The organism is Acinetobacter sp. ATCC 27244, assembly GCF_000156555.1.
In the GTDB taxonomy this organism is placed as follows: Bacteria; Pseudomonadota; Gammaproteobacteria; order Pseudomonadales; family Moraxellaceae; genus Acinetobacter; species Acinetobacter haemolyticus.
Genome location: NZ_GG665959.1, coordinates 138,409 through 156,968, shown reverse-complemented (window position 1 = coordinate 156,968; position 18,560 = coordinate 138,409). Strand labels below are relative to the sequence as shown.

Genomic DNA, 18,560 nt, shown 5'->3' with positions numbered 1-18,560 from the left:
GCCGTCTGTATAAATTCGTTCATTGCTTAATTGTTTATCTAAAAAGCTTTTCCAGAAAAACGTTTTTCCCACACCCCAAGGTCCAGTAATCGCAATTGCGGTACCAATTTTCTCATTTTTTATATTATGTTCTAATATGCCTTTTAATCTTTCTTCTTTCTCTGAGATATTCATCAACGCTTAACACTATAATTATAAAACTCTATAATAATTAAATAATTGAACGAATCAAGTCTCAACAATATTCTTCCCTTTTACCTTCGCTTTTAATAAAGACTGATCGGCTTTCTCTAACAATTCCAACCAACTTTCAGCACCTGTTGCAACGCCAATACTGACCGAAACAAAGAGCTGTTCCCCCGAACGAGAAATCTCAATAGCCTGCTTAGAAATTTCCAAACGGATACTTTCCGCAATTTGTTTTGCGGCATCTAACTGAATATTTTCAATGACCACCAAAAATTCATCACCACCATAACGGACGATTAAATCTGAGGCACGCACATTGTGCTTTAACTGTTCCGCGATCATTATAATCACCTGATCACCGACAATATGCCCATATTGATCATTCACAAATTTAAAATTATCAATATCAATCACGATCACACCCAAATACCTAAGAAGCTCAGGTTTAGATTGAAGTAGATCAAGATACTCATCTAATGCAAGGCGATTGGATACCCCTGTCATCGGATCCGAGTTGGCAATCTGCTTTAATTGCAACTCCATCGTATCCCGTTGACCTAGCATGATTTTGAGTTTGTCTATCGCTTCAAATAAAGAATAGAACTCATTTTGAGATTTGCGTGGATTCACAGGCTCATCGCTGACATCAGACAATCCAAGAATCATATTTCGGGCCTTAATCAATGGACTAAACACTTTTTGCTTAGCATAAATCATCGTAAAAAGCGCAATCATCAAAGAGAGACTAGAAATACCAAGGGTAAAAAGAAACTGTTGTCGAGCATTCTGATTTTGGGTAGTCGCAAATTCAATGCTGTAATCCAAAATATAGTTTTGCAGATCAATCACCGTTGTAAACTTGTCTACGATTTGCTCTGTTAGCTCCGTCCCAGAAATAAAATAATCTTCATTATTTTTACTCTGTAATAATAATCGAGTTACGATCGGAAGTCCTTGATCCAAAAACTCAGTTTTGACTCGTTGATGCAACCGACTATATTCAGGTGTTTTGGATTGTTCTAAATGAATGGTGTCCACCAACGCCCATAAATAGCGTGTTTGATGTTGTGTTTGCAAAGATCGAGCAAGATTTTCATCTGAGATTTTTTCATCAAACGTAACGGGAGCCATAATATTAGAAGCAACACGTCCCGCCTGATCACGCATATCCGTTAAGATCAGAATAGAAGTAAAGTAATTTGAAATTTTACTATCTTTGCTCTCTGATAAAATCATCCATTTATTTAAAAGTTCACGTGCTTTATCCCATGCAGTAAACATCGACAAAATCGCTTGATCGAACTGCAAAGATGTTCGTTGATGAGGTGGAATAAGTGCATAAGCATCCACTGTAATTCGCGCTTGCGCCAATTCTGCTTTTAAATCAGTCTGCAAAGACTGAGCTATTGATGGAAAGCCACCTTGCTCCAAGATTGTGACTGTTTGATCAATTTCAGCATCTACAATATCTCTAAAAGCGTGTAACTCTGCTTGGTTTGCAGCCAGCTCATCGGGTGTGCTGGACATTACCTTATTTGCCGGCGCACGTTCCCTAGAGATTTTATTCACAGTCTTAACCAGTGCTCGTAAACTGGTCGTATCTGTCAGCACTTGTTTGGTTTCGGTATATTCTTGACAACTCCGGATAATCAGCGGAATAGAAATATATAAGATCGATAAAATGATCACAGCCATACATGAAAACAAACGGAGGCTGATCTGCTCAGAACGTAGTTTTGAGTTTTTTAAATCACGTCCCATGAACATACCTTGCTTTTCTCACCCATTGTTTTGGTTAATTCATAACCAAATAAACATTTTAGCGATGTTCTAACAATCACAAAACCTTTATACGACCAACATCATATACGCCCACCCACTTCATTGCCGAAACAGATTGTAAAAATGAAAATTATCAATTTTACAAATCAGCCATCAAGCCACATACTTTGATCAATGAATATATGACTTACTACTCACTCGTTACCCTCTAGGATGTTTTCTCCCCCCAAATGTAAACATCCTATTTCTCAGCCCAACTCATGCTAAGAGATTGGGCTTTTTTTTGCCTAAAATCAGTGGATTACGCATTACAATAATTTCAATTGCGTAAGTGCCTGATAAACAATTTCTTTACGTGCAGCTGCATGCGCAGGTTGATTCATTTCCATATTGAGAGAAAAAGCGATCACTTTTCCGTTCGGATCTTCAATCCATCCAGTCCACCATCCTACTTGCGGGGTAATATCCATTCCCCAACCACTTTTGGCGTAAACTTTCGTTCCCCGTATTTCATCCACCAACAGCATATCAATCACTTGCTGTTGTGTTTTTGGGGTAAACGGTAACTCCTGTTTTGCAAGCCTGTAAGCAAATTGAGCTTCTTCGATTGGCGTGATCTTTAAAGGTCCAATGAGCCAGAAGTTATCAACTTGTGTTCCGATGCGTGTATTACCGAAGCCGACTCTTTTGACTTCCTTTGCCATCAAATCCAATCCGATTCTCTGGGCAAGCGCTTGATAAACAGGTACAGCAGAAGCTTGCATGGCTTCAGCTAAAGTCAGATCTTTTTCCCAACTTTCAAAAGCACGCTTCTGACCATCCCACTTAAATACTTCATTTGGTGAAGTTTTATCATGTTCAATGCCAATCAAAGCATTTAATATTTTGAAAGTAGATGCTGGGATATACGCAGTTTTGGCACGATTCAGATCATTACCGTATGCTTTATACGCCTGTCCATCAAAGGTAATTAGAACACCTGTTGTTTGAACATTCTCAAACAAGGAAGCGATCTGCTTTGTTTGATCGTTTTCAATTTGATTGAACGAGACTGGAGTATGGATATGCTGGCAGGCGACACCGCTTAATCCAAATCCTATGAGCACAGTGAGGGTGTATAATTTTGATAGCTTCATTTTCTGTATTTAAAATTATCGGAGTTTAGTTGTCACTATAGACCTTTTTATACAAATTACTTTGTGATATTTATTGATCTAGATCTTCTACTATAAGTAAATAAAAAAAAGCTCGACCTTGGGGAAAGCCGAGCTAGAAAACTTAAAAAATACACAAGGAAAATGTTAGGAGATCGTAAAATGCAAATTACATATCTCTTGATTCGTATTATGTGAACTATGCCTCAAAAAGTAAAGTAAATTAAATAAATTATTTTCTGTTTTTTAATCGGTTTATTAAATACTGACGATTATTTAAGCTTATCCACAACCAATTTGGCTGATTTTATCAACAAGATTACTGCTATTTTTTTGCTAATTTGATCGCATATTTGTGAAATAAACGCATTAGAAACACATTTTTCATGGCAATTTTATGACAAATCACCACAGCAAATAAACGTAAAAACCGATTGTAATAATCGAATTAACCAATCAACATCCTTTCATTCCCTACATGCATAAAGCATTTCTTTTTATAACAAAATGATCATATCTAACTGTTAGTTATATATTTTCTTTCAGGTTGACAAGAAATGATGCTTTTGTTTGATTTTTAATCAACCTATTGTACTGATTTTACCCTTGGTCGAGTAATTCGATTTATGACATTGACAACATACTTTGTTACAATACAATGACTCCAACTTAACTCAATCACTGTTAAAGCTGGAAATTATTATGAAAAAACTCGGTTTAGCCACTGCTTTATTATTAGCCATGACCGGTGCCAACGCTTACCAAGTAGAAGTTCAAGGTCAATCTGAATTCATCAACGCAACTGATGCAAATGACAAAGACTTTACTGGTGCTGGCCAAGCAACTTATTACTTCAAAGATGTAGACGCTTCTAAAGGTCCTTTAGCTGAAGCTGCGTTCTTAAACCAAGCTTCTAATGTTTCTGCAGCATATAGCTTTGCAAAATTAAGCGGCGATGAAGTTGTAACATCTAAAACCCAATCTTATGGTGCTAAAGGTGAAGCTTATATTCCAACACCTTACCTACCAGTATATACAAGCGCATCTTATAGCCACACTAAATCTAAAAGTGATGATGAACGAGACAATGGCGACCGCTTCGCATTAGAAGTAGGTACTATGCTTACACCTAACTTCTTAGTTGCTGTTGGTTATACTAACATTGCTGACCAATTTGCTTTAGATGCTAACAGCGTACTTTCTAGTGGTATTGCTAAATCATTTGCTCAACCATTAGTTATTGGTGAAGACCAAGATGCAATCACTGCACGTACTAAATACGTTGGTAACATCGACGGTACAAACATGGCTGTAGGTTTCGAAGCAGGTCTTGTTTATGGCGATACAACCGCTTATGAATTAAAAACTGACTTCTATGTAACACCTAAGTTAAGCGTTGGTGCTTCTTATGCAGAAGTAAGTGCAAGCTCTAACCAAGCAAATGACAAATTCTCTCCAATCAAATCAGCTTGGGGTGCAAATGTAAACTACTTCATCACTCCAGCGATTGCTGTTGGTGCAAGCTACGTAAATGCAAATGCGAAAAGCTTCCTAGATGAAGATGCTGAAACTGTAAACTTAGATACGCAAACTATCGGCTTAAACGCGAAGTTCCGTTTCTAATTTTGGATTTTGGTTCTTTCTATAGAACATATGATTCATAATAAAAAAACCGTTCTTTTGTAACTGGTTTTTTTATTGCAACGATTTGCAGAGTAAATTGATAATAACTGAAAAATAAAATCAGGAAATTTTCTTCTCATCAATATTTAACGCACTGATTGCTAAAACAGCTTGGGTACGATTCTGCACGCCCAATTTACGGAAAATCGCCGTCACATGTGCTTTAATTGTTGCCTCAGAGACATCAAGCTCATAAGCAATTTGTTTATTTAATAAGCCTTCAGCGACCATCATAAGTACGCGAAATTGCTGCGGTGTTAAGGACTGCAAGCGTTCTGCCAAAGCAGTTTCATCTGCTGCTCTTGGGTCAAAGCTCACATGCGTCGGTAAATTTGGAGGGAGCCAGATTTCGCCATCTAGAACATGCTTGATGGCTTCACCAATATGACTTGGATGAGATGATTTTGGGATATATCCCATTGCCCCATGTGCAATGGCACGTTGAATAATCGAAACCTCTTCATGCGCTGAGACCACAATAATTGGAATCGCAGGATATTGCGCTCGCACATAAACCAGAGCAGAAAAACCCGATGCACCAGGCAGGTTTAAATCAAGCAAAACTAAATCAGGTTCAGCACCATGCTCTAAACGCTTATAAAACTCATCTACATCAGCCGTTTCTTGAATCTGCGCTTGTGGCAAACTGTAACGCACCGCTTGAATTAAAGCGTGTCTAAAGAGAGGGTGATCATCTACAATTAAAATATTCATAAGCGCTATAAGCAATCTGCTGTTTTAGTACGTCACTGTACGGTGTTTATTAAAATTAACCTATCTAAGCCTATTTTTAAATAAACCATTGGTCAAGCACTCTGACATTTTTTCTTTCTTTTTCCAGTAAAATAAATCATATATTTGTATAAATCATCACGATGATGGTTCGATCTTAAAAATTTTGAATAGAAACATAAAATTAAATCATCGTAAATTTACGATTTTGTATGCTTATGCGATATATCTTTAAATCAGATAAGCTTGCAGCATTTCCTTATTTTACAGCACGACATCAGACGTAGATAAATAAAAGCCATTCGTAATGAACTTTTATTTAGGCAATGTCTATGTCCAATCGTAATACTGTTTCTACTCCGCTCAACATCGTTGCCGTTTCAGGTGGCCTGAATAGTCCATCAAAAACAGAAAGTCTCGTTCAAGCAATTCTTGATGAGCTTGCAGAAGCAACGCAGATCAAAGTCCATTTTGTAAAACTCAGTGAAATCGGACCTTTATTAGGTGGTGCAATCTATCGCAACCAATTACCACAACGTGTACAAGATGATTTGGCTGCGGTAGAGGCTGCAGATGCATTAATTGTAGGAACACCTGTTTATCGTGCTTCGTTTACAGGGCTATTTAAACACTTTTTTGATTTCGTTGAACAAACTGCCTTAGTTGATGTTCCTGTACTATTGGCTGCTTCGGGTGGTAGCGACCGCCATGCTTTGGTACTCGAGCATCAACTACGTCCTTTGTTTAGCTTTTTCCAAGCGCAAACCTTACCAATCGGTGTATACGCGACAGATCGTGATTTCACACCAGCGTACACGGTCAATAGTGAGCAATTGTCTGATCGCATCACCTTAGCTGTTGCCCGCGCCTTACCTATTCTGGAATGGGCGCCTGCCAAGGGACAACGCGCAGCAGTCATCAAAGCCAAAACTGAGCAGGCCAATCAGAACTTGGGGATCAACAAGCAAATTGAACAAGCAGAGGTTTTACCATCAGCGGCTGTTCCAGACCTCGATGCCGCTGAATCTCGCTTACACCCCAAACCTACAAAAAATTTAACCCACGTCGCTTAGAAGACTATTTAGAGGGTAAAAAAATGACTATTTCTTCATCTGCAATTAAATTTGCGTATTGGGTTCCCAATGTCAGTGGCGGACTTGTGGTCAGTAACATCGAACAACGCACTGATTGGAGCTATGACTACAATATCCGTTTAGCACAAACCGCAGAAAAAAATGGGTTTGAATACGCGCTCACCCAAATCCGTTTTACCGCGGGCTATGGTGCAGAAAATCAACATGAATCGGTGAGCTTTAGTCATGCTTTGTTGGCAAAAACAGAGAAACTCAAAGTCATCGCAGCAATTCTGCCGGGTCCCTGGAAACCTGCACTTGCAGCGAAGCAACTCGCGACCATTGACTATTTAACCCAAGGTCGCATCGCAATCAATGTTGTGAGTGGTTGGTTTCGTGGAGAGTTTGATGCAATCGGTGAGCCTTGGCCTGAGCATGATCAACGTTATGTTCGCTCTGAAGAGTTTATTCGGACACTCAAAGGTATTTGGACTACAGACAATTATAGCTTTGAAGGTAAATACTACCAGTTTCAAAACTACACGCTAAAACCAAAACCTTTGCAAAAACCTTATATTGAGGTCTTTCAAGGCGGCAGCTCCCGCGCAGCTCGTGATATGGCAGCTCGTGTCTCAGATTGGTATTTTACAAATGGCAATAGCGTCGCAGAGATCAAAAAGCAAATCGATGATGTACGTGCCAAAGCAAAACTGGAAAATCGCCAAGTGAAAATCGGAGTGAATGCTTTTATTATCGCCCGTGATACAGAGCAAGAAGCCCATGCTGTGCTAAATGAAATCATCGCAAAGGCAAATGTAGAGGCAGTCAATGCCTTTGGTGATGCAACACGTGAAGCAGGCGCTTCAGCGCCAGAACAAGAAGGAAATTGGGCTAAATCAAGCTTTGATGATCTTGTGCAATACAATGATGGCTTTAAAACCAATTTGATTGGTACACCACAGCAAATTGCGGAACGAATTGTAGCTTTAAAACAGGTCGGTGTAGATCTGATCCTGTCAGGTTTTCTACATTTTATTGAGGAGGTGGAATATTTTGGTGAAAAAGTATTACCGCTGGTACGGCAATTAGAACAACAACAATTGTCTCATGTTACTGCAAAATCAGCTTGAGTTTCCGTCATTTTTGAATAAGAAGAAAAATAAAGATAAAGGCGCAAAATTACCCCCAAGACTCGGCTTGGGGGCTTTTTAAATTTAACCTTCTGCACTACTCATTTCTGGGTAAACCGTTGCGATTAACACATCTACCACTGCTGGCTCAGCAAGCGTTGAAGTATCGCCTAAGCTATCTAGTTCATTTGCTGCAATCTTTCTCAAGATACGGCGCATGATTTTACCTGAGCGTGTTTTTGGTAAAGCAGGTGCCCAATGCAAGGCATCTGGCGTTGCCACTGGCCCAAGAACTTTACGTACCCAATTAACCAACTCCTTACGCAACTCCTCAGACTCTGACACATCTGCTTGTAAGGTTACAAAGGTACAAATTCCCTGCCCCTTAATGTCATGTGGCATACCAACAACAGCAGCTTCTGCAACCGCTTCATGGGCAACCAATGCACTTTCAATTTCAGCAGTCCCTAGACGATGTCCGGAAACATTAAGTACATCATCAACACGACCTGTGATCCAATAGTATCCGTCTTCATCACGACGTGCACCATCGCCAGTGAAATAGCAGTTCTTGAAAGTTGAGAAATAAGCTTCAATAAAGCGCTGTGGATCACCCCAAATAGTGCGCATTTGACCCGGCCAAGAATCCTTGATCACGAGGTTCCCTTCATTCGCACCTTCAAGTGGGTTACCTTCCCCATCAACCAATGCAGGTTGTACACCAAACATTGGACGTGTTGCCGAACCCGGTTTTAAAGCGGTTGCACCCGGTAACGGTGAAATCAAAATACCACCTGTTTCCGTCTGCCACCATGTATCGACAATCGGGCAGCGTCCTTCACCAACCACTTCGTGATACCAGTTCCATGCTTCAGGGTTAATTGGCTCGCCGACTGAACCGAGTAAACGTAAGCTACTACGATCACTCTCACGAACATAAGCATCGCCCTCACGCATCATGGCACGGATGGCAGTTGGTGCTGTATATAAAATCGTGACATTATGCTTATCAATCACATGACCAATACGCGCCCATGTTGGGTATTGAGGAATCCCCTCAAACATGACCGTGGTGGTTGCATTACAAAGTGGACCATACAATAAATAGCTGTGTCCTGTAATCCAGCCAACATCTGCTGTACACCAATACACATCATCTTCTTTGAGATCAAAAACCTCTCTAAATGTGGTGTTGACATAGACCAGATAACCACCCGTTGTATGTAACACACCCTTCGGCTTACCTGTTGAACCTGATGTATAGAGAATAAATAACGGATCCTCTGCCTTCATTGGTTCAGGTGGACAATGCTCGTCAACTTCCATGATTTCGAGGTGATACCATAAATCACGTGCTTCATTGAATTGGATCGGGTTGCCTGTACGGTGAACCACAATCACATGTTCTACACTTTCCGTACCCTGAATTTCTAAAGCGGCATCCACATTTTCTTTCAATGGAATTAACTTACCACCACGCATGCCAGCATCCTCAGTAATGACTAATTTTGCTTGACTGTCTTCAATACGGCTTGCCAGTGAATCAGGTGAAAATCCGCCAAAAACGACGCAATGCACAGCACCAATGCGGGCACAAGCCAACATCGCAATTGCTGCTTCAGGGACCATTGGCATATATAAAACAACGCGGTCGCCTTTGCTAATACCCTGTTTCTTTAATACATTTGCAAAACGACAAACCTCATCATGCAACTCAGCAAACGAGATGATCTTGTGACGTGAAGGATGGTCACCTTCCCAAATGATCGCTGGCTTTAATGCATTATCTTTTAAATGACGGTCTAAGCAATTTGCTGATACGTTTAGTTCACCATCGGCAAACCATTCGATTTTAAAATTCGCGGGGTCAAAATTTGTATTTTTGACTTGAGTAAAAGGTTTAATCCAATCAATATTTTGTGCTTCTTCTGCCCAAAAAGCATCAGGCTGCTCAATAGAGTATTGATAACGATTGAAATAGTCTGCTTCCGAGATCCTTGCCGTTTCTTTAAATTTTTCAGGCACTGGGTAGATTTCTTTCATAACTTACTTCCTTGGTCTTTTATCTCATACCTTAGATGTACTCATCTATTTCTTTGGTATGTCTGTGCTCATTTGCAGTATGGCGATCATCTATAAGGGTAAACAATGCGGCTTTGGTCGTAGGGATTCGCTACAGATCCAATCACCTAAATGTATAAAGTCCCTCAAAATAATTTAAATATTAACCGCTTGTCGATGTTTTTTATTTTCAAAAAAGATCATTGTTTTGATCATTGACCAGTAATCTACAGACCAAAGTATAAAAATAAACCGATAAAAATGTTTATTTTTGACAACAAATCTTCCAACAATCATCATAAACGATCATGCCCGATTCGGTATAAAATAAAACCATATCATGACAAACCAATTTCTCATGCGTGCCCAATATAAATTGATTATGATGGCGCACCTGATTCCTCCCTCACCGTGAAATAGAGATCTTACCTTGGCAAACGAACAAATCACCTTAACAAGTGTCGCCAAAGATACAGGCACATTGATCCAACAAGCTGGCAGCAAAACAACCGAAACAGTCCTAGCGCATACGGAAAAATATCAAGATGCATACAGTGCTATCGATAAAATGATCTATGCGTTTTGGGATCGTATCCCCTATATCGGTCTTGCGATTATTGTTTTTGTGATTTTTTGGCTACTCACAAAACTATTCAAAGTTTTTGTGAATAAAACACTCAGTAATCGTTCTTATGCACGACAAAACTTGGTTCTGGTATTACATCGTGTCGGTAGCACTTTCATTCTATTTTTTGGCTTCTTGATTGCTTTGGTGATCGCGATTCCTGGGTTTACACCGAGCCAGCTCATTGGAGCTTTAGGGATCGGCTCAGTCGCGATTGGTTTTGCTTTTAAGGATATTTTTCAGAACTTACTTTCTGGTGTACTCATCTTATTGGGTGAACCATTTCGCATAGGGGATGCCATCATCGTCAATGGCATGGAAGGTACTGTAGAGGATATTCAAATTCGCGCCACCTTCTTACGCTCTTACGATGGTCGTCGAATTGTGATTCCAAATGCGACGGTTTATACCAGTGCCGTAACGGTAAATACGGCTTATCAACAACGCCGCTGTGAGTTTGTCGTTGGCATTGGTTATGATGATGATGAACAGAAAGCGAAACAAATTGTCTTGGACATTCTAAACAATGACCGTAATGTGTTAAGCCAACCAAAATTTTCAGTCAATGTCACAGCACTGGCAGACTTCTCAGTCAACTTAACTGTTCGTTGGTGGATTGATACCACAGAAACCGATATTTTATCATCGACAAGCTCAATACAAGCTCAAGTAAAACAAGCATTTAATGCTCAAGATATTAATATTCCATACCCAATCCAAGAACTCAAAGTTCAGGCAAATCAATCCGCACAATTGCCAACAGTAATGCAGCCTTCAGATAAACAGCCGTCCTAAGATATGTGCTACTGCTGTTTCTGTTCGCAAGATTCGGTTGCCTAAGCATACTGCTTGGCAACCATTTTTTTGCATCAATTCAATCTCATATGGAATGAATCCTCCCTCAGGTCCAACGATCACACTACATCGATGTTGAATCGCATAAGGCATAACCGCTTCAGCATAAGGATGTGCGACATATGCAGCGGCCTCAGTCGTGATAAAGCAAGGCAAGATATCTTCAACAAAAGGCTTGAACCGCTTATACAATTGAATCTCAGGAGCAATCGGATCGCCGGCTTGTTCTAAGCCAAGCGTCACATAATCATCCAATTGTTGCAAAAACGGCGTTTGCCAATAGCTTTTATCGACTCGATAACTATGGATTAAACTGATCCGTTCCACCCCCAAAGTCACAGCATCCATCACCATACGGCGCAACACTTTAGGACGAGGTAAAGCCAAAATCAGATGGACTGGTAATTTTTCAGGAATTGCCTCAACTCGAATCGGTTTAACAATGATTCTTTGCTCGGAAACATACAACACTTCTGTTAAATAACGCTGCTCGTTGCGAACACCTATTTTCAATGTGTCGCCAACACTTAATTGCAGATGTTGCTGTAAATGTTTTAATTGGCGTGGGTTTTCGATTAACCATTGATCAGCACTAGCCGTTTGATGCGGCTCCAATAAAACCATGTTCATGACAAATCAGTTTGCTTCAAATAATGATCAAGTAATTGAATATGCTTTTGCAATGAACCCTGATTACGCTGTAACACCACTTGAGCCTGTTCGATTAACTGCTGACGTTGCGTTGAATCATTCAAACAATTGAGAAGTTGTGCCGTAACCTGCTCAGCATTCTCGCCAATCAAAATCGCCCGCTCTGCAACAAACTCATCCACGATCGTTTGGAAATTAAAATAACGGGGACCAATCACCGTTGGGACATCTAAAACCATCGGCTCTAGAATATTATGCCCACCACCTGGTTCATTCAATGATCCACCTACAAAGCAGGCTTGACTCAAGGCATACCACAACCACATTTCGCCCATACTATCAGCCAGAAAAACTTGTGTATCTGCTTGAATCGTTTGCTTAAGACTACGACGTTGCGTATTTAAATTTAAACTTTGGCAAGCCTTATAGACTTCCTCGAAACGCTCTGGATGACGAGGAACAACGATACAAAGTAGATGAGGATTTGAATTTAAATATTGCTGTAATTGTTCAAGTAAATTTTCTTCCTCAGGGGCATGCGTACTGGCTAAAGTGATAATTTGCCGCCCAAGTAAATTCCAGTCTTGTTTTAATTGTTCTGCTTGCTCGATAAACTGCTGGGGAGCAGTAATATCAAATTTTATATTTCCTACGACCTGACTTTTTGTTTGATCCAGACCTAACTCAATATAGCGTTGTTGGGTAGCTTTATCTTGCGCCAACAGCCAAGTCAGCTGTTGTAACATCGGTCGAGTTAAACGACTCACTTTTCCATAGCCTTTGGCTGATTTTTCCGAAAGGCGTGCATTGAGCAAAATACAGGGAATTTGTTGTTGTCTTGCTTCCGCAATTAAGTTCGGCCAAATTTCAGTTTCAACCAAAGCCAAGAGTTTTGGTTGATATAACTCAAAAAACTGTTTGAGTAATGACTTTTGATCAACGGGTAAGTAAACCGCCTGAAATAAATCAAGATAAGGAGCTTTTAAAAAAAGTGATTTTGCTCGAGCTTGACCTGTCTTGGTGGTATTGGTAACCAGTACTGGATGACCTAATTTTAAATAATGCTCAATCAAAGGCTGTGCAGCATTGGTTTCACCGACAGAAACCACATGAAACCAAATGGTCGCTAAATTTTTTGGTGGCTGGAAGGGACCAAACCGCTCCAGACATTCTTGCTGATACAGCGCATCACTTTCTGCACGTTGTTTTATTTTCCAACGATATAAGGGTTTGAGACAGGTCAATAAAAAGTTATACCAAAATGGTGTTTGCTGTACTGCGTTTTGCTGCGCCATCCTAGACCATATTTCACGATTTAATATGTGCTTATTATGCGGAATTTCAATAAAAAACTCATGCCATTTTTGTTGGTTCTGTTAAGACGATTTAACAACCATTAATGACATGAGTGTTCGAATAGAAGCTTATGCTTCTAGTTTTTCAAATACAGGATAATCCGTATATCCCTCTGCACCATCAGCATATAAAGTTTGAAAGTTTACCTGATTTAAAGATAAATCATATTGTAAACGCTCGAATAGATCTGGATTGGCAATATACGCTAAACCAAATGCCACAGCATCCGCTTGCCCAGTCGCCAAAATGCGTTTTGCTGATGCAGGTGTTAATTTTTCGTTGGCAATCCAAGTACCTTTGAATTTAGGACGCAATTTTGGCATTAAACTGTCTTCTGCTTCATATTCACGCGTGAAAATGAATGCAACATGACGTTGCTCTAACTGCTCCACCACATAACCAAAGGTTGCCAATGGATTTTCATCCCCCATATCGTGCGAATCAGCACGTGGTGCTAAATGTACACCGACACGACCTGCACCCCACACTTCAATAAAGGCGTCCACGACCTGTAATAACAAACGTGCACGGTTTTCGATAGAACCGCCATACTCGTCATCACGTGTATTGGTCTTACTTTGCAAGAATTGATCGATCAAATAACCATTGGCTGCATGTAGCTCCACCCCATCAAAACCTGCTGCTTTGGCTTGTTCAGCAGCATGTTTATATTCCGCTACGATTTCTTGAATTTCTTCATGTGATAAAGCACGAGGCGTGACGAAAGGACGTTTTGGACGAAGTAAACTCACTTCACCAGCAGGTTGAATTGCACTTGGTGCAACAGGTGTATCGCCATCCAATAGGTCAGGATGCGAAATACGGCCCACATGCCAAAGTTGAACAACTATTTTTGAACCTTGTGCATGTACGGCATCAACAATCTTGTGCCAAGCTTGAGCTTGTTCTTGTGACCATAGACCTGGTGTCTTGGCATATCCCACGGCCTTAGGACTAATCACCGTTGCTTCAGTAATAATTAAACCCGCATTCGCACGTTGTTGGTAATATTCCACCATCAAATCATTTGGAATACGTTCTTCACCACTACGTGCACGGGTTAATGGAGCTAAAACCAAACGGTTTTTAATTGTAAAATCACCTACTTGTAAGGTAGAGCTTAATTCTGCCATGATCGCCTCAACTTCACTATGAACCGAAGCTTAAAGACCAAGTCTTGACTCACGGCTATAGTGTTTGTTTTAAATGTTCGATGTATTGCTGAATCAAAGCTTCATTACGTGTGAAGTATGACCATTGCCCATATTTTTCAACTTTAATCAAACCCGCTTGCTGTAATACAGACAAGTGATTCGACATCGTCGATTGCGCAACTTTGCCTAAACGTTCGATGTGTCCTGCACAGACACCGCGTTCAAAACTGCCACCACATTCTTGTACAGGTAAAAATTGCTCAGGCTCTTTTAACCATTGCAAGATCTGTCGACGTAATGGATTGGCTAAGGCCTTGCTTATAACATCAATATCCATAGACTCACCATGTTTCTCAACAGGCAAAGCTTTGTTCAGCACCTAGAATCAGTATATCGAATTTTATAAATATTAATATCTATTTTTTTCGATATTAATATCATATTTTTCCGATTAACCTTAAGGTACTAAACGAGATTGCCGTTCTGAATTTCTTTATACCCCTCCTTTTGCTCTCTCAGAATACTGAGAAAGTTCATCTCTTCAAAAGAGAGGACTCTCGATTAAACCATCGAAGACGTCTCCCTCTTTTAAGAAGTGATTGAGAGAGGTTCTTATAAACCTTGTTTCAAACTCGCTTCAATGAACTTATCTAAGTCACCGTCTAGCACAGCTTTAGTGTTGGAATTCTCCACACCAGTCCGTAAGTCTTTAATTCGTGAATCATCCAAGACATAAGAGCGAATTTGACTTCCCCAACCAATATCAGACTTCGAATCTTCCAATGCTTGTGCAGCTTCATTACGCTTGCTCATCTCTAACTCATAGAGTTTGGCACGTAATTGCTTCCATGCATGGTCACGGTTCGCGTGCTGCGAACGCTGGTTCTGACACGCCACCACAATTCCTGTCGGAGCATGCGTTAAACGCACCGCAGAATCGGTTTTGTTAATATGCTGACCACCTGCACCCGAAGCACGATAGGTATCAGTACGAACGTCAGAAGGATTAATATCAATTTCGATATTGTCATCAATCTCTGGTGAAATGAATACCGCAGAAAATGAAGTATGACGGTTATTGTTACTGTCAAATGGCGATTTACGTACTAAACGATGCACACCACTTTCAGTACGTAACCAACCATAAGCAAACTCACCATCGACACGGATTGTTGCTGATTTAATACCCGCAACATCACCATCTGAAACTTCCATCAACTCGGCCTTAAAGCCATGACGTTCGATCCAACGTAAATACATACGCAATAGCATAGACGCCCAATCCTGTGCTTCTGTTCCGCCAGAACCTGACTGAATTTCAAGGAAGCATGGATTCGGATCCATGGGATTGCTAAACATGCGACGGAATTCTAGATTACCTAAAGCTTGTTCTGCACTGTCCAACTCAGCTTGTACATCGAGCAATAGACTTTCATCATCAGCTTCAACAGCCAAATCAAGCATTGCTTTTGCATCATCAAGCTGTTCAGCAAGACGATCAAACACTCCAATGGTATTTTCTAAACTGCCCTTTTCTTTGGCGATGGCTTGAGCACGGTTTTGATCGTTCCAAATCGCAGGGTCTTCTAATTCTCTTAAAACTTCTTCTAAACGCTCAACTTTTAGATCGTAGTCAAAGATACCCCCGTAGTGTTTGGCTACGATCAGATAAATCTTTCAATTGAACTAAATACGGATTAATTTCCACGTGTGTTTTCTCACAAAAATTTTTCACTCAATTTGATATTTTAACATAACTGATATAGCCGACACAGCCTCTATCAGGTGAGAGCAATAATTGCGAAACAAGATCAACATCAACATTTTTTCTTATCGGTTTTATAACTCTCAAACGACACATTTAGCGACAATAGTGTTCAATAATTACACGAAGAATACCTAAACACACAATCCATCCTATGTTTTAATAAATCAAAACATTAATTTTTTACAATTAAAATCAATATCTTAAATAAACAAACTTACAATACATTTACATTTGTACCATCTGATTACTGACGAAGGATTGACGCATACTAGTTTTAGCCTAGACTGGAAGTTGTAACAAAACATGTAATCGAAATTTCATTTGGTTCATTATCTCAAAGGGGCATAACCATGAAAAAATTAGCAATTGCATCAGCACTTTTATCTGTATTTGCAGTAACAGGCACTGCTCATGCGTATCAAGCTGAAGTTGGGGCATCTATAGGTTATATCGACCCTGACAAAGGTAGTTCAGGCAGTGACTTCGCGATTAATGGTAAATACTATTTCAATCCTGTACAAACTCGTAACGCGCCACTTGCTGAAGCAGCATTTTTAGATCGTGCAAGTAACGTTAGCGCTGAAGCAGTTTGGAAAGACAAAGGTGATACTGATGACAATACCTATGGTGTTGGTGTCGAGTACTTTGTTCCTAACTCAGATTTTTATGTCAGTGGTGATGTTAGCCGTAATATCTTAAAGCTAAATCATGCACGTGATATCAAAACTACTTATTACAGTGCTGAAGTTGGTTATTTACCAGCACCAGGTTTCTTAGTTGCTGTGGGCGCGAAGGGCTATGACAACAAGTTTGACGATGGTGTTGATCCAACTATTCGTGCGAAATATGTGACTCAAGTCGGCGGTAATGACATCAACTTAGAAGCTGGTGCAGCATTCGGTGACTTAGATGAGTTTAACCTAGCAGCGGATTACTACATCGATAAAACATTCAGTGTTGGTGCTGATTACTACGACAATGATCTCTCTAAACAACGTGAATTTGGTGTGAATGCACGTAAATTCTTCAACCAACAAATGAGTTTAGAAGGACGTATTGGTTTCGGTAAAGACAGAACCGTTGCTAAAAATGACTACAATACATTTGGTGTTGCAGCAAAATATCGCTTCTAATGTAATTACTAAAATAGACGTTTTCGTCTAATACATAATCGCTCTGAAATAGGAATATTTCAGGGCGATTTTTATATACATAATTTCAACCAAATCAGAATAACAATCCAACTTCCCTAAAAGCATAAATGTCTTTTTTAAACGATAAATATATAATCGATTTGACCATTCATTTAATAATTGACGTATGGTTTTTTTTCACTAAACTACCCCGTGCAACACAATATTAATAAATGACTTATTTTAATAAGGGGTTATCAATCAATGAAAAAACTTAGTCTAATTACAGCGCTTTTATCCTCATTCATTGGTTTTAATGCAAATGCATATCAAGCAGAAGTAACTGGTGCTTATGAATATACATACATTAAAGACAGTGAATTGGATAGTCATCGAGTTAATACAGTTTCTGTCGCAGGAAAATATTATTTTAATCCAGTCCAAACTCGCAATGCCCCATTAGCAGAAGCGGCTTATCTAGATAAAGCTTCCAATATTGGATTAGGCTACACTTATGCCAAAGAATCTGGTCAATATCCAATTACAAACATCATTGGAACACCACTTGCAGATGTAGATTTTAAACAAGAATTTAATAGCTTAGGTATCAATGGTGAATTCTTTATTCCCAACACTCAATTTTATATTGCTGGTAGTCTCCATAGAACTGAGATAGACGCAACACTTAAAGCATTAGGATATTCCTATAAATTTGCGAGTGATGATGGTAATGGTTACTCTATTGAAGCAGGTTTTTTACCAATTAACGGCCTATTATTCGCAGTTGGTCTAACAGATTTGTCAAAAAGTTTCGATCCGATCCAAGCAGCAAAATACGGTTATATTACAACTTACGTAAATGCAGCGACTGTTTCAGGTGAAGATGACGATAAAGCAGTGACCCTTCGTGCGAAATATGTTTCCGAAATTGCTGGTTACTATACTAACTTTGAAGCTCAGAGTTATATAGGAGATGAAACTACTTACCGCTTAGCTGCTGATCTTTATTTAGATCCAACATTGAGTGTCGGTATTTCAATTGCTGACTCAACTGCTGATGAATCCGATAGTATTTTTAGCATTCGTGCACAAAAATTCTTTACGCCACAAGTTGCTGTAAGTGTTGGATATACAACGATTGATGGTGCAAACTCATATGGCATCAACGGAACATTCCGCTTTTAATTCGCCATACGCACAATAAAAAAACCGCT

At 39.7% G+C, this 18,560-nt stretch carries 16 protein-coding genes; 6 read left to right on the top strand and 10 right to left on the bottom strand.

Annotation, left to right across the window (positions count from 1 at the left end; genetic code table 11):
• The 3 genes from HMPREF0023_RS17020 to HMPREF0023_RS11235 form a co-directional block, all read right to left on the bottom strand.
• Window positions 1–174: P-loop NTPase fold protein (locus HMPREF0023_RS17020; RefSeq protein WP_008942160.1), on the bottom strand; the 174-nt coding region annotated here is incomplete at its 3' end.
• A gap of 54 nt (window positions 175–228) precedes the next feature.
• Window positions 229–1,950, bottom strand: coding sequence for a GGDEF domain-containing protein (locus HMPREF0023_RS11240; protein WP_017396633.1), 1,722 nt, complete (start codon window positions 1,948–1,950; stop codon window positions 229–231).
• A gap of 329 nt (window positions 1,951–2,279) precedes the next feature.
• The gene (locus HMPREF0023_RS11235) at window positions 2,280–3,107 is read right to left on the bottom strand and encodes a carbapenem-hydrolyzing class D beta-lactamase OXA-214 (RefSeq protein WP_008942158.1); all 828 of its coding nucleotides are present in this window, start codon (window positions 3,105–3,107) and stop codon (window positions 2,280–2,282) included.
• A gap of 717 nt (window positions 3,108–3,824) precedes the next feature.
• Here HMPREF0023_RS11235 and omp33-36 point away from each other — a divergent pair.
• The gene (gene omp33-36 / locus HMPREF0023_RS11230) at window positions 3,825–4,748 is read left to right on the top strand and encodes a porin Omp33-36 (RefSeq protein WP_257787227.1); all 924 of its coding nucleotides are present in this window, start codon (window positions 3,825–3,827) and stop codon (window positions 4,746–4,748) included.
• A 120-nt stretch (window positions 4,749–4,868) separates the two neighbouring features.
• Here omp33-36 and HMPREF0023_RS11225 read toward each other — a convergent pair whose 3' ends face one another.
• The gene (locus HMPREF0023_RS11225; protein ID WP_008942157.1) at window positions 4,869–5,522 is read right to left on the bottom strand and encodes a response regulator; all 654 of its coding nucleotides are present in this window, start codon (window positions 5,520–5,522) and stop codon (window positions 4,869–4,871) included.
• Window positions 5,523–5,872: 350 nt separating this feature from the next.
• Here HMPREF0023_RS11225 and msuE point away from each other — a divergent pair, with 350 nt between their 5' ends.
• Together msuE and sfnG are read left to right on the top strand one after the other, a co-directional pair.
• Window positions 5,873–6,613: an FMN reductase gene (gene msuE, locus HMPREF0023_RS11220; protein ID WP_004641499.1), complete on the top strand. Its 741-nt coding sequence runs from the start codon at window positions 5,873–5,875 to the stop codon at window positions 6,611–6,613.
• 23 nt (window positions 6,614–6,636) lie between these two features.
• On the top strand, window positions 6,637–7,743 hold the full coding sequence (gene sfnG / locus HMPREF0023_RS11215; protein WP_005088664.1) for a dimethylsulfone monooxygenase SfnG: 1,107 nt from the start codon (window positions 6,637–6,639) through the stop codon (window positions 7,741–7,743).
• Between the two features lie 84 nt (window positions 7,744–7,827).
• On the opposite strand, the gene acs is transcribed toward sfnG, so the two are convergent.
• On the bottom strand, window positions 7,828–9,786 hold the full coding sequence (gene acs / locus HMPREF0023_RS11210) for an acetate--CoA ligase (RefSeq protein WP_008942156.1): 1,959 nt from the start codon (window positions 9,784–9,786) through the stop codon (window positions 7,828–7,830).
• Between the two features lie 448 nt (window positions 9,787–10,234).
• Between acs and HMPREF0023_RS11205 the strand changes: the two genes are divergently transcribed.
• On the top strand, window positions 10,235–11,224 hold the full coding sequence (locus tag HMPREF0023_RS11205; RefSeq protein WP_005088667.1) for a mechanosensitive ion channel family protein: 990 nt from the start codon (window positions 10,235–10,237) through the stop codon (window positions 11,222–11,224).
• On the opposite strand, the gene HMPREF0023_RS11200 is transcribed toward HMPREF0023_RS11205, so the two are convergent.
• The 5 genes from HMPREF0023_RS11200 to prfB all read right to left on the bottom strand — a co-directional run bounded on the left by HMPREF0023_RS11200 (window position 11,204) and on the right by prfB (window position 16,153).
• A complete protein-coding gene (locus HMPREF0023_RS11200) occupies window positions 11,204–11,914 on the bottom strand; it encodes a 16S rRNA (uracil(1498)-N(3))-methyltransferase (protein ID WP_005088669.1) in 711 nt (236 codons plus the stop codon). The genes HMPREF0023_RS11205 and HMPREF0023_RS11200 overlap by 21 nt on opposite strands.
• Complete coding sequence (locus HMPREF0023_RS11195) at window positions 11,911–13,230, bottom strand: 3-deoxy-D-manno-octulosonic acid transferase (RefSeq protein WP_008942154.1); 1,320 nt, start codon at window positions 13,228–13,230, stop codon at window positions 11,911–11,913. The genes HMPREF0023_RS11200 and HMPREF0023_RS11195 overlap by 4 nt, the downstream gene beginning before the upstream one ends.
• A 129-nt stretch (window positions 13,231–13,359) precedes the next feature.
• Window positions 13,360–14,424, bottom strand: coding sequence for an alkene reductase (locus tag HMPREF0023_RS11190; protein ID WP_008942153.1), 1,065 nt, complete (start codon window positions 14,422–14,424; stop codon window positions 13,360–13,362).
• Between the two features lie 55 nt (window positions 14,425–14,479).
• Complete coding sequence (locus tag HMPREF0023_RS11185; RefSeq protein WP_005403396.1) at window positions 14,480–14,782, bottom strand: ArsR/SmtB family transcription factor; 303 nt, start codon at window positions 14,780–14,782, stop codon at window positions 14,480–14,482.
• A 275-nt stretch (window positions 14,783–15,057) separates the two neighbouring features.
• Window positions 15,058–16,153, bottom strand: a protein-coding gene (prfB, locus tag HMPREF0023_RS11180; protein WP_100222739.1) for a peptide chain release factor 2 whose coding sequence is annotated in 2 segments (ribosomal slippage) — window positions 15,058–16,080 and window positions 16,082–16,153 — 1,095 coding nt in all. Because the reading frame shifts where the segments join, the coding sequence is not laid out codon by codon here.
• Window positions 16,154–16,563: 410 nt separating this feature from the next.
• Here prfB and HMPREF0023_RS11175 point away from each other — a divergent pair.
• On the top strand, window positions 16,564–17,346 hold the full coding sequence (locus HMPREF0023_RS11175) for a putative porin (RefSeq protein ID WP_008942152.1): 783 nt from the start codon (window positions 16,564–16,566) through the stop codon (window positions 17,344–17,346).
• Between the two features lie 264 nt (window positions 17,347–17,610).
• Entirely contained in the window at window positions 17,611–18,531 is a 921-nt protein-coding gene (locus HMPREF0023_RS11170) for a putative porin (protein WP_008942151.1), read from the top strand.
• Window positions 18,532–18,560: the final 29 nt, after the last annotated feature.

What these genes read in the sequence shown, in the direction of transcription:
- HMPREF0023_RS11190 (WP_008942153.1), bottom strand. Translation starts at nt 14,424, where the DNA reads ATGGCAGAATTAAGCTCTACCTTACAAGTAGGTGATTTTACAATTAAA.
- HMPREF0023_RS11195 (WP_008942154.1), bottom strand. Translation starts at nt 13,230, where the DNA reads ATGGCGCAGCAAAACGCAGTACAGCAAACACCATTTTGGTATAACTTT.
- sfnG (WP_005088664.1), top strand. Translation starts at nt 6,637, where the DNA reads ATGACTATTTCTTCATCTGCAATTAAATTTGCGTATTGGGTTCCCAAT.
- HMPREF0023_RS11235 (WP_008942158.1), bottom strand. Translation starts at nt 3,107, where the DNA reads ATGAAGCTATCAAAATTATACACCCTCACTGTGCTCATAGGATTTGGA.
- msuE (WP_004641499.1), top strand. Translation starts at nt 5,873, where the DNA reads ATGTCCAATCGTAATACTGTTTCTACTCCGCTCAACATCGTTGCCGTT.
- HMPREF0023_RS11200 (WP_005088669.1), bottom strand. Translation starts at nt 11,914, where the DNA reads ATGAACATGGTTTTATTGGAGCCGCATCAAACGGCTAGTGCTGATCAA.
- acs (WP_008942156.1), bottom strand. Translation starts at nt 9,786, where the DNA reads ATGAAAGAAATCTACCCAGTGCCTGAAAAATTTAAAGAAACGGCAAGG.
- HMPREF0023_RS11170 (WP_008942151.1), top strand. Translation starts at nt 17,611, where the DNA reads ATGAAAAAACTTAGTCTAATTACAGCGCTTTTATCCTCATTCATTGGT.
- HMPREF0023_RS11175 (WP_008942152.1), top strand. Translation starts at nt 16,564, where the DNA reads ATGAAAAAATTAGCAATTGCATCAGCACTTTTATCTGTATTTGCAGTA.
- HMPREF0023_RS11185 (WP_005403396.1), bottom strand. Translation starts at nt 14,782, where the DNA reads ATGGATATTGATGTTATAAGCAAGGCCTTAGCCAATCCATTACGTCGA.
- HMPREF0023_RS11225 (WP_008942157.1), bottom strand. Translation starts at nt 5,522, where the DNA reads ATGAATATTTTAATTGTAGATGATCACCCTCTCTTTAGACACGCTTTA.
- HMPREF0023_RS11240 (WP_017396633.1), bottom strand. Translation starts at nt 1,950, where the DNA reads ATGGGACGTGATTTAAAAAACTCAAAACTACGTTCTGAGCAGATCAGC.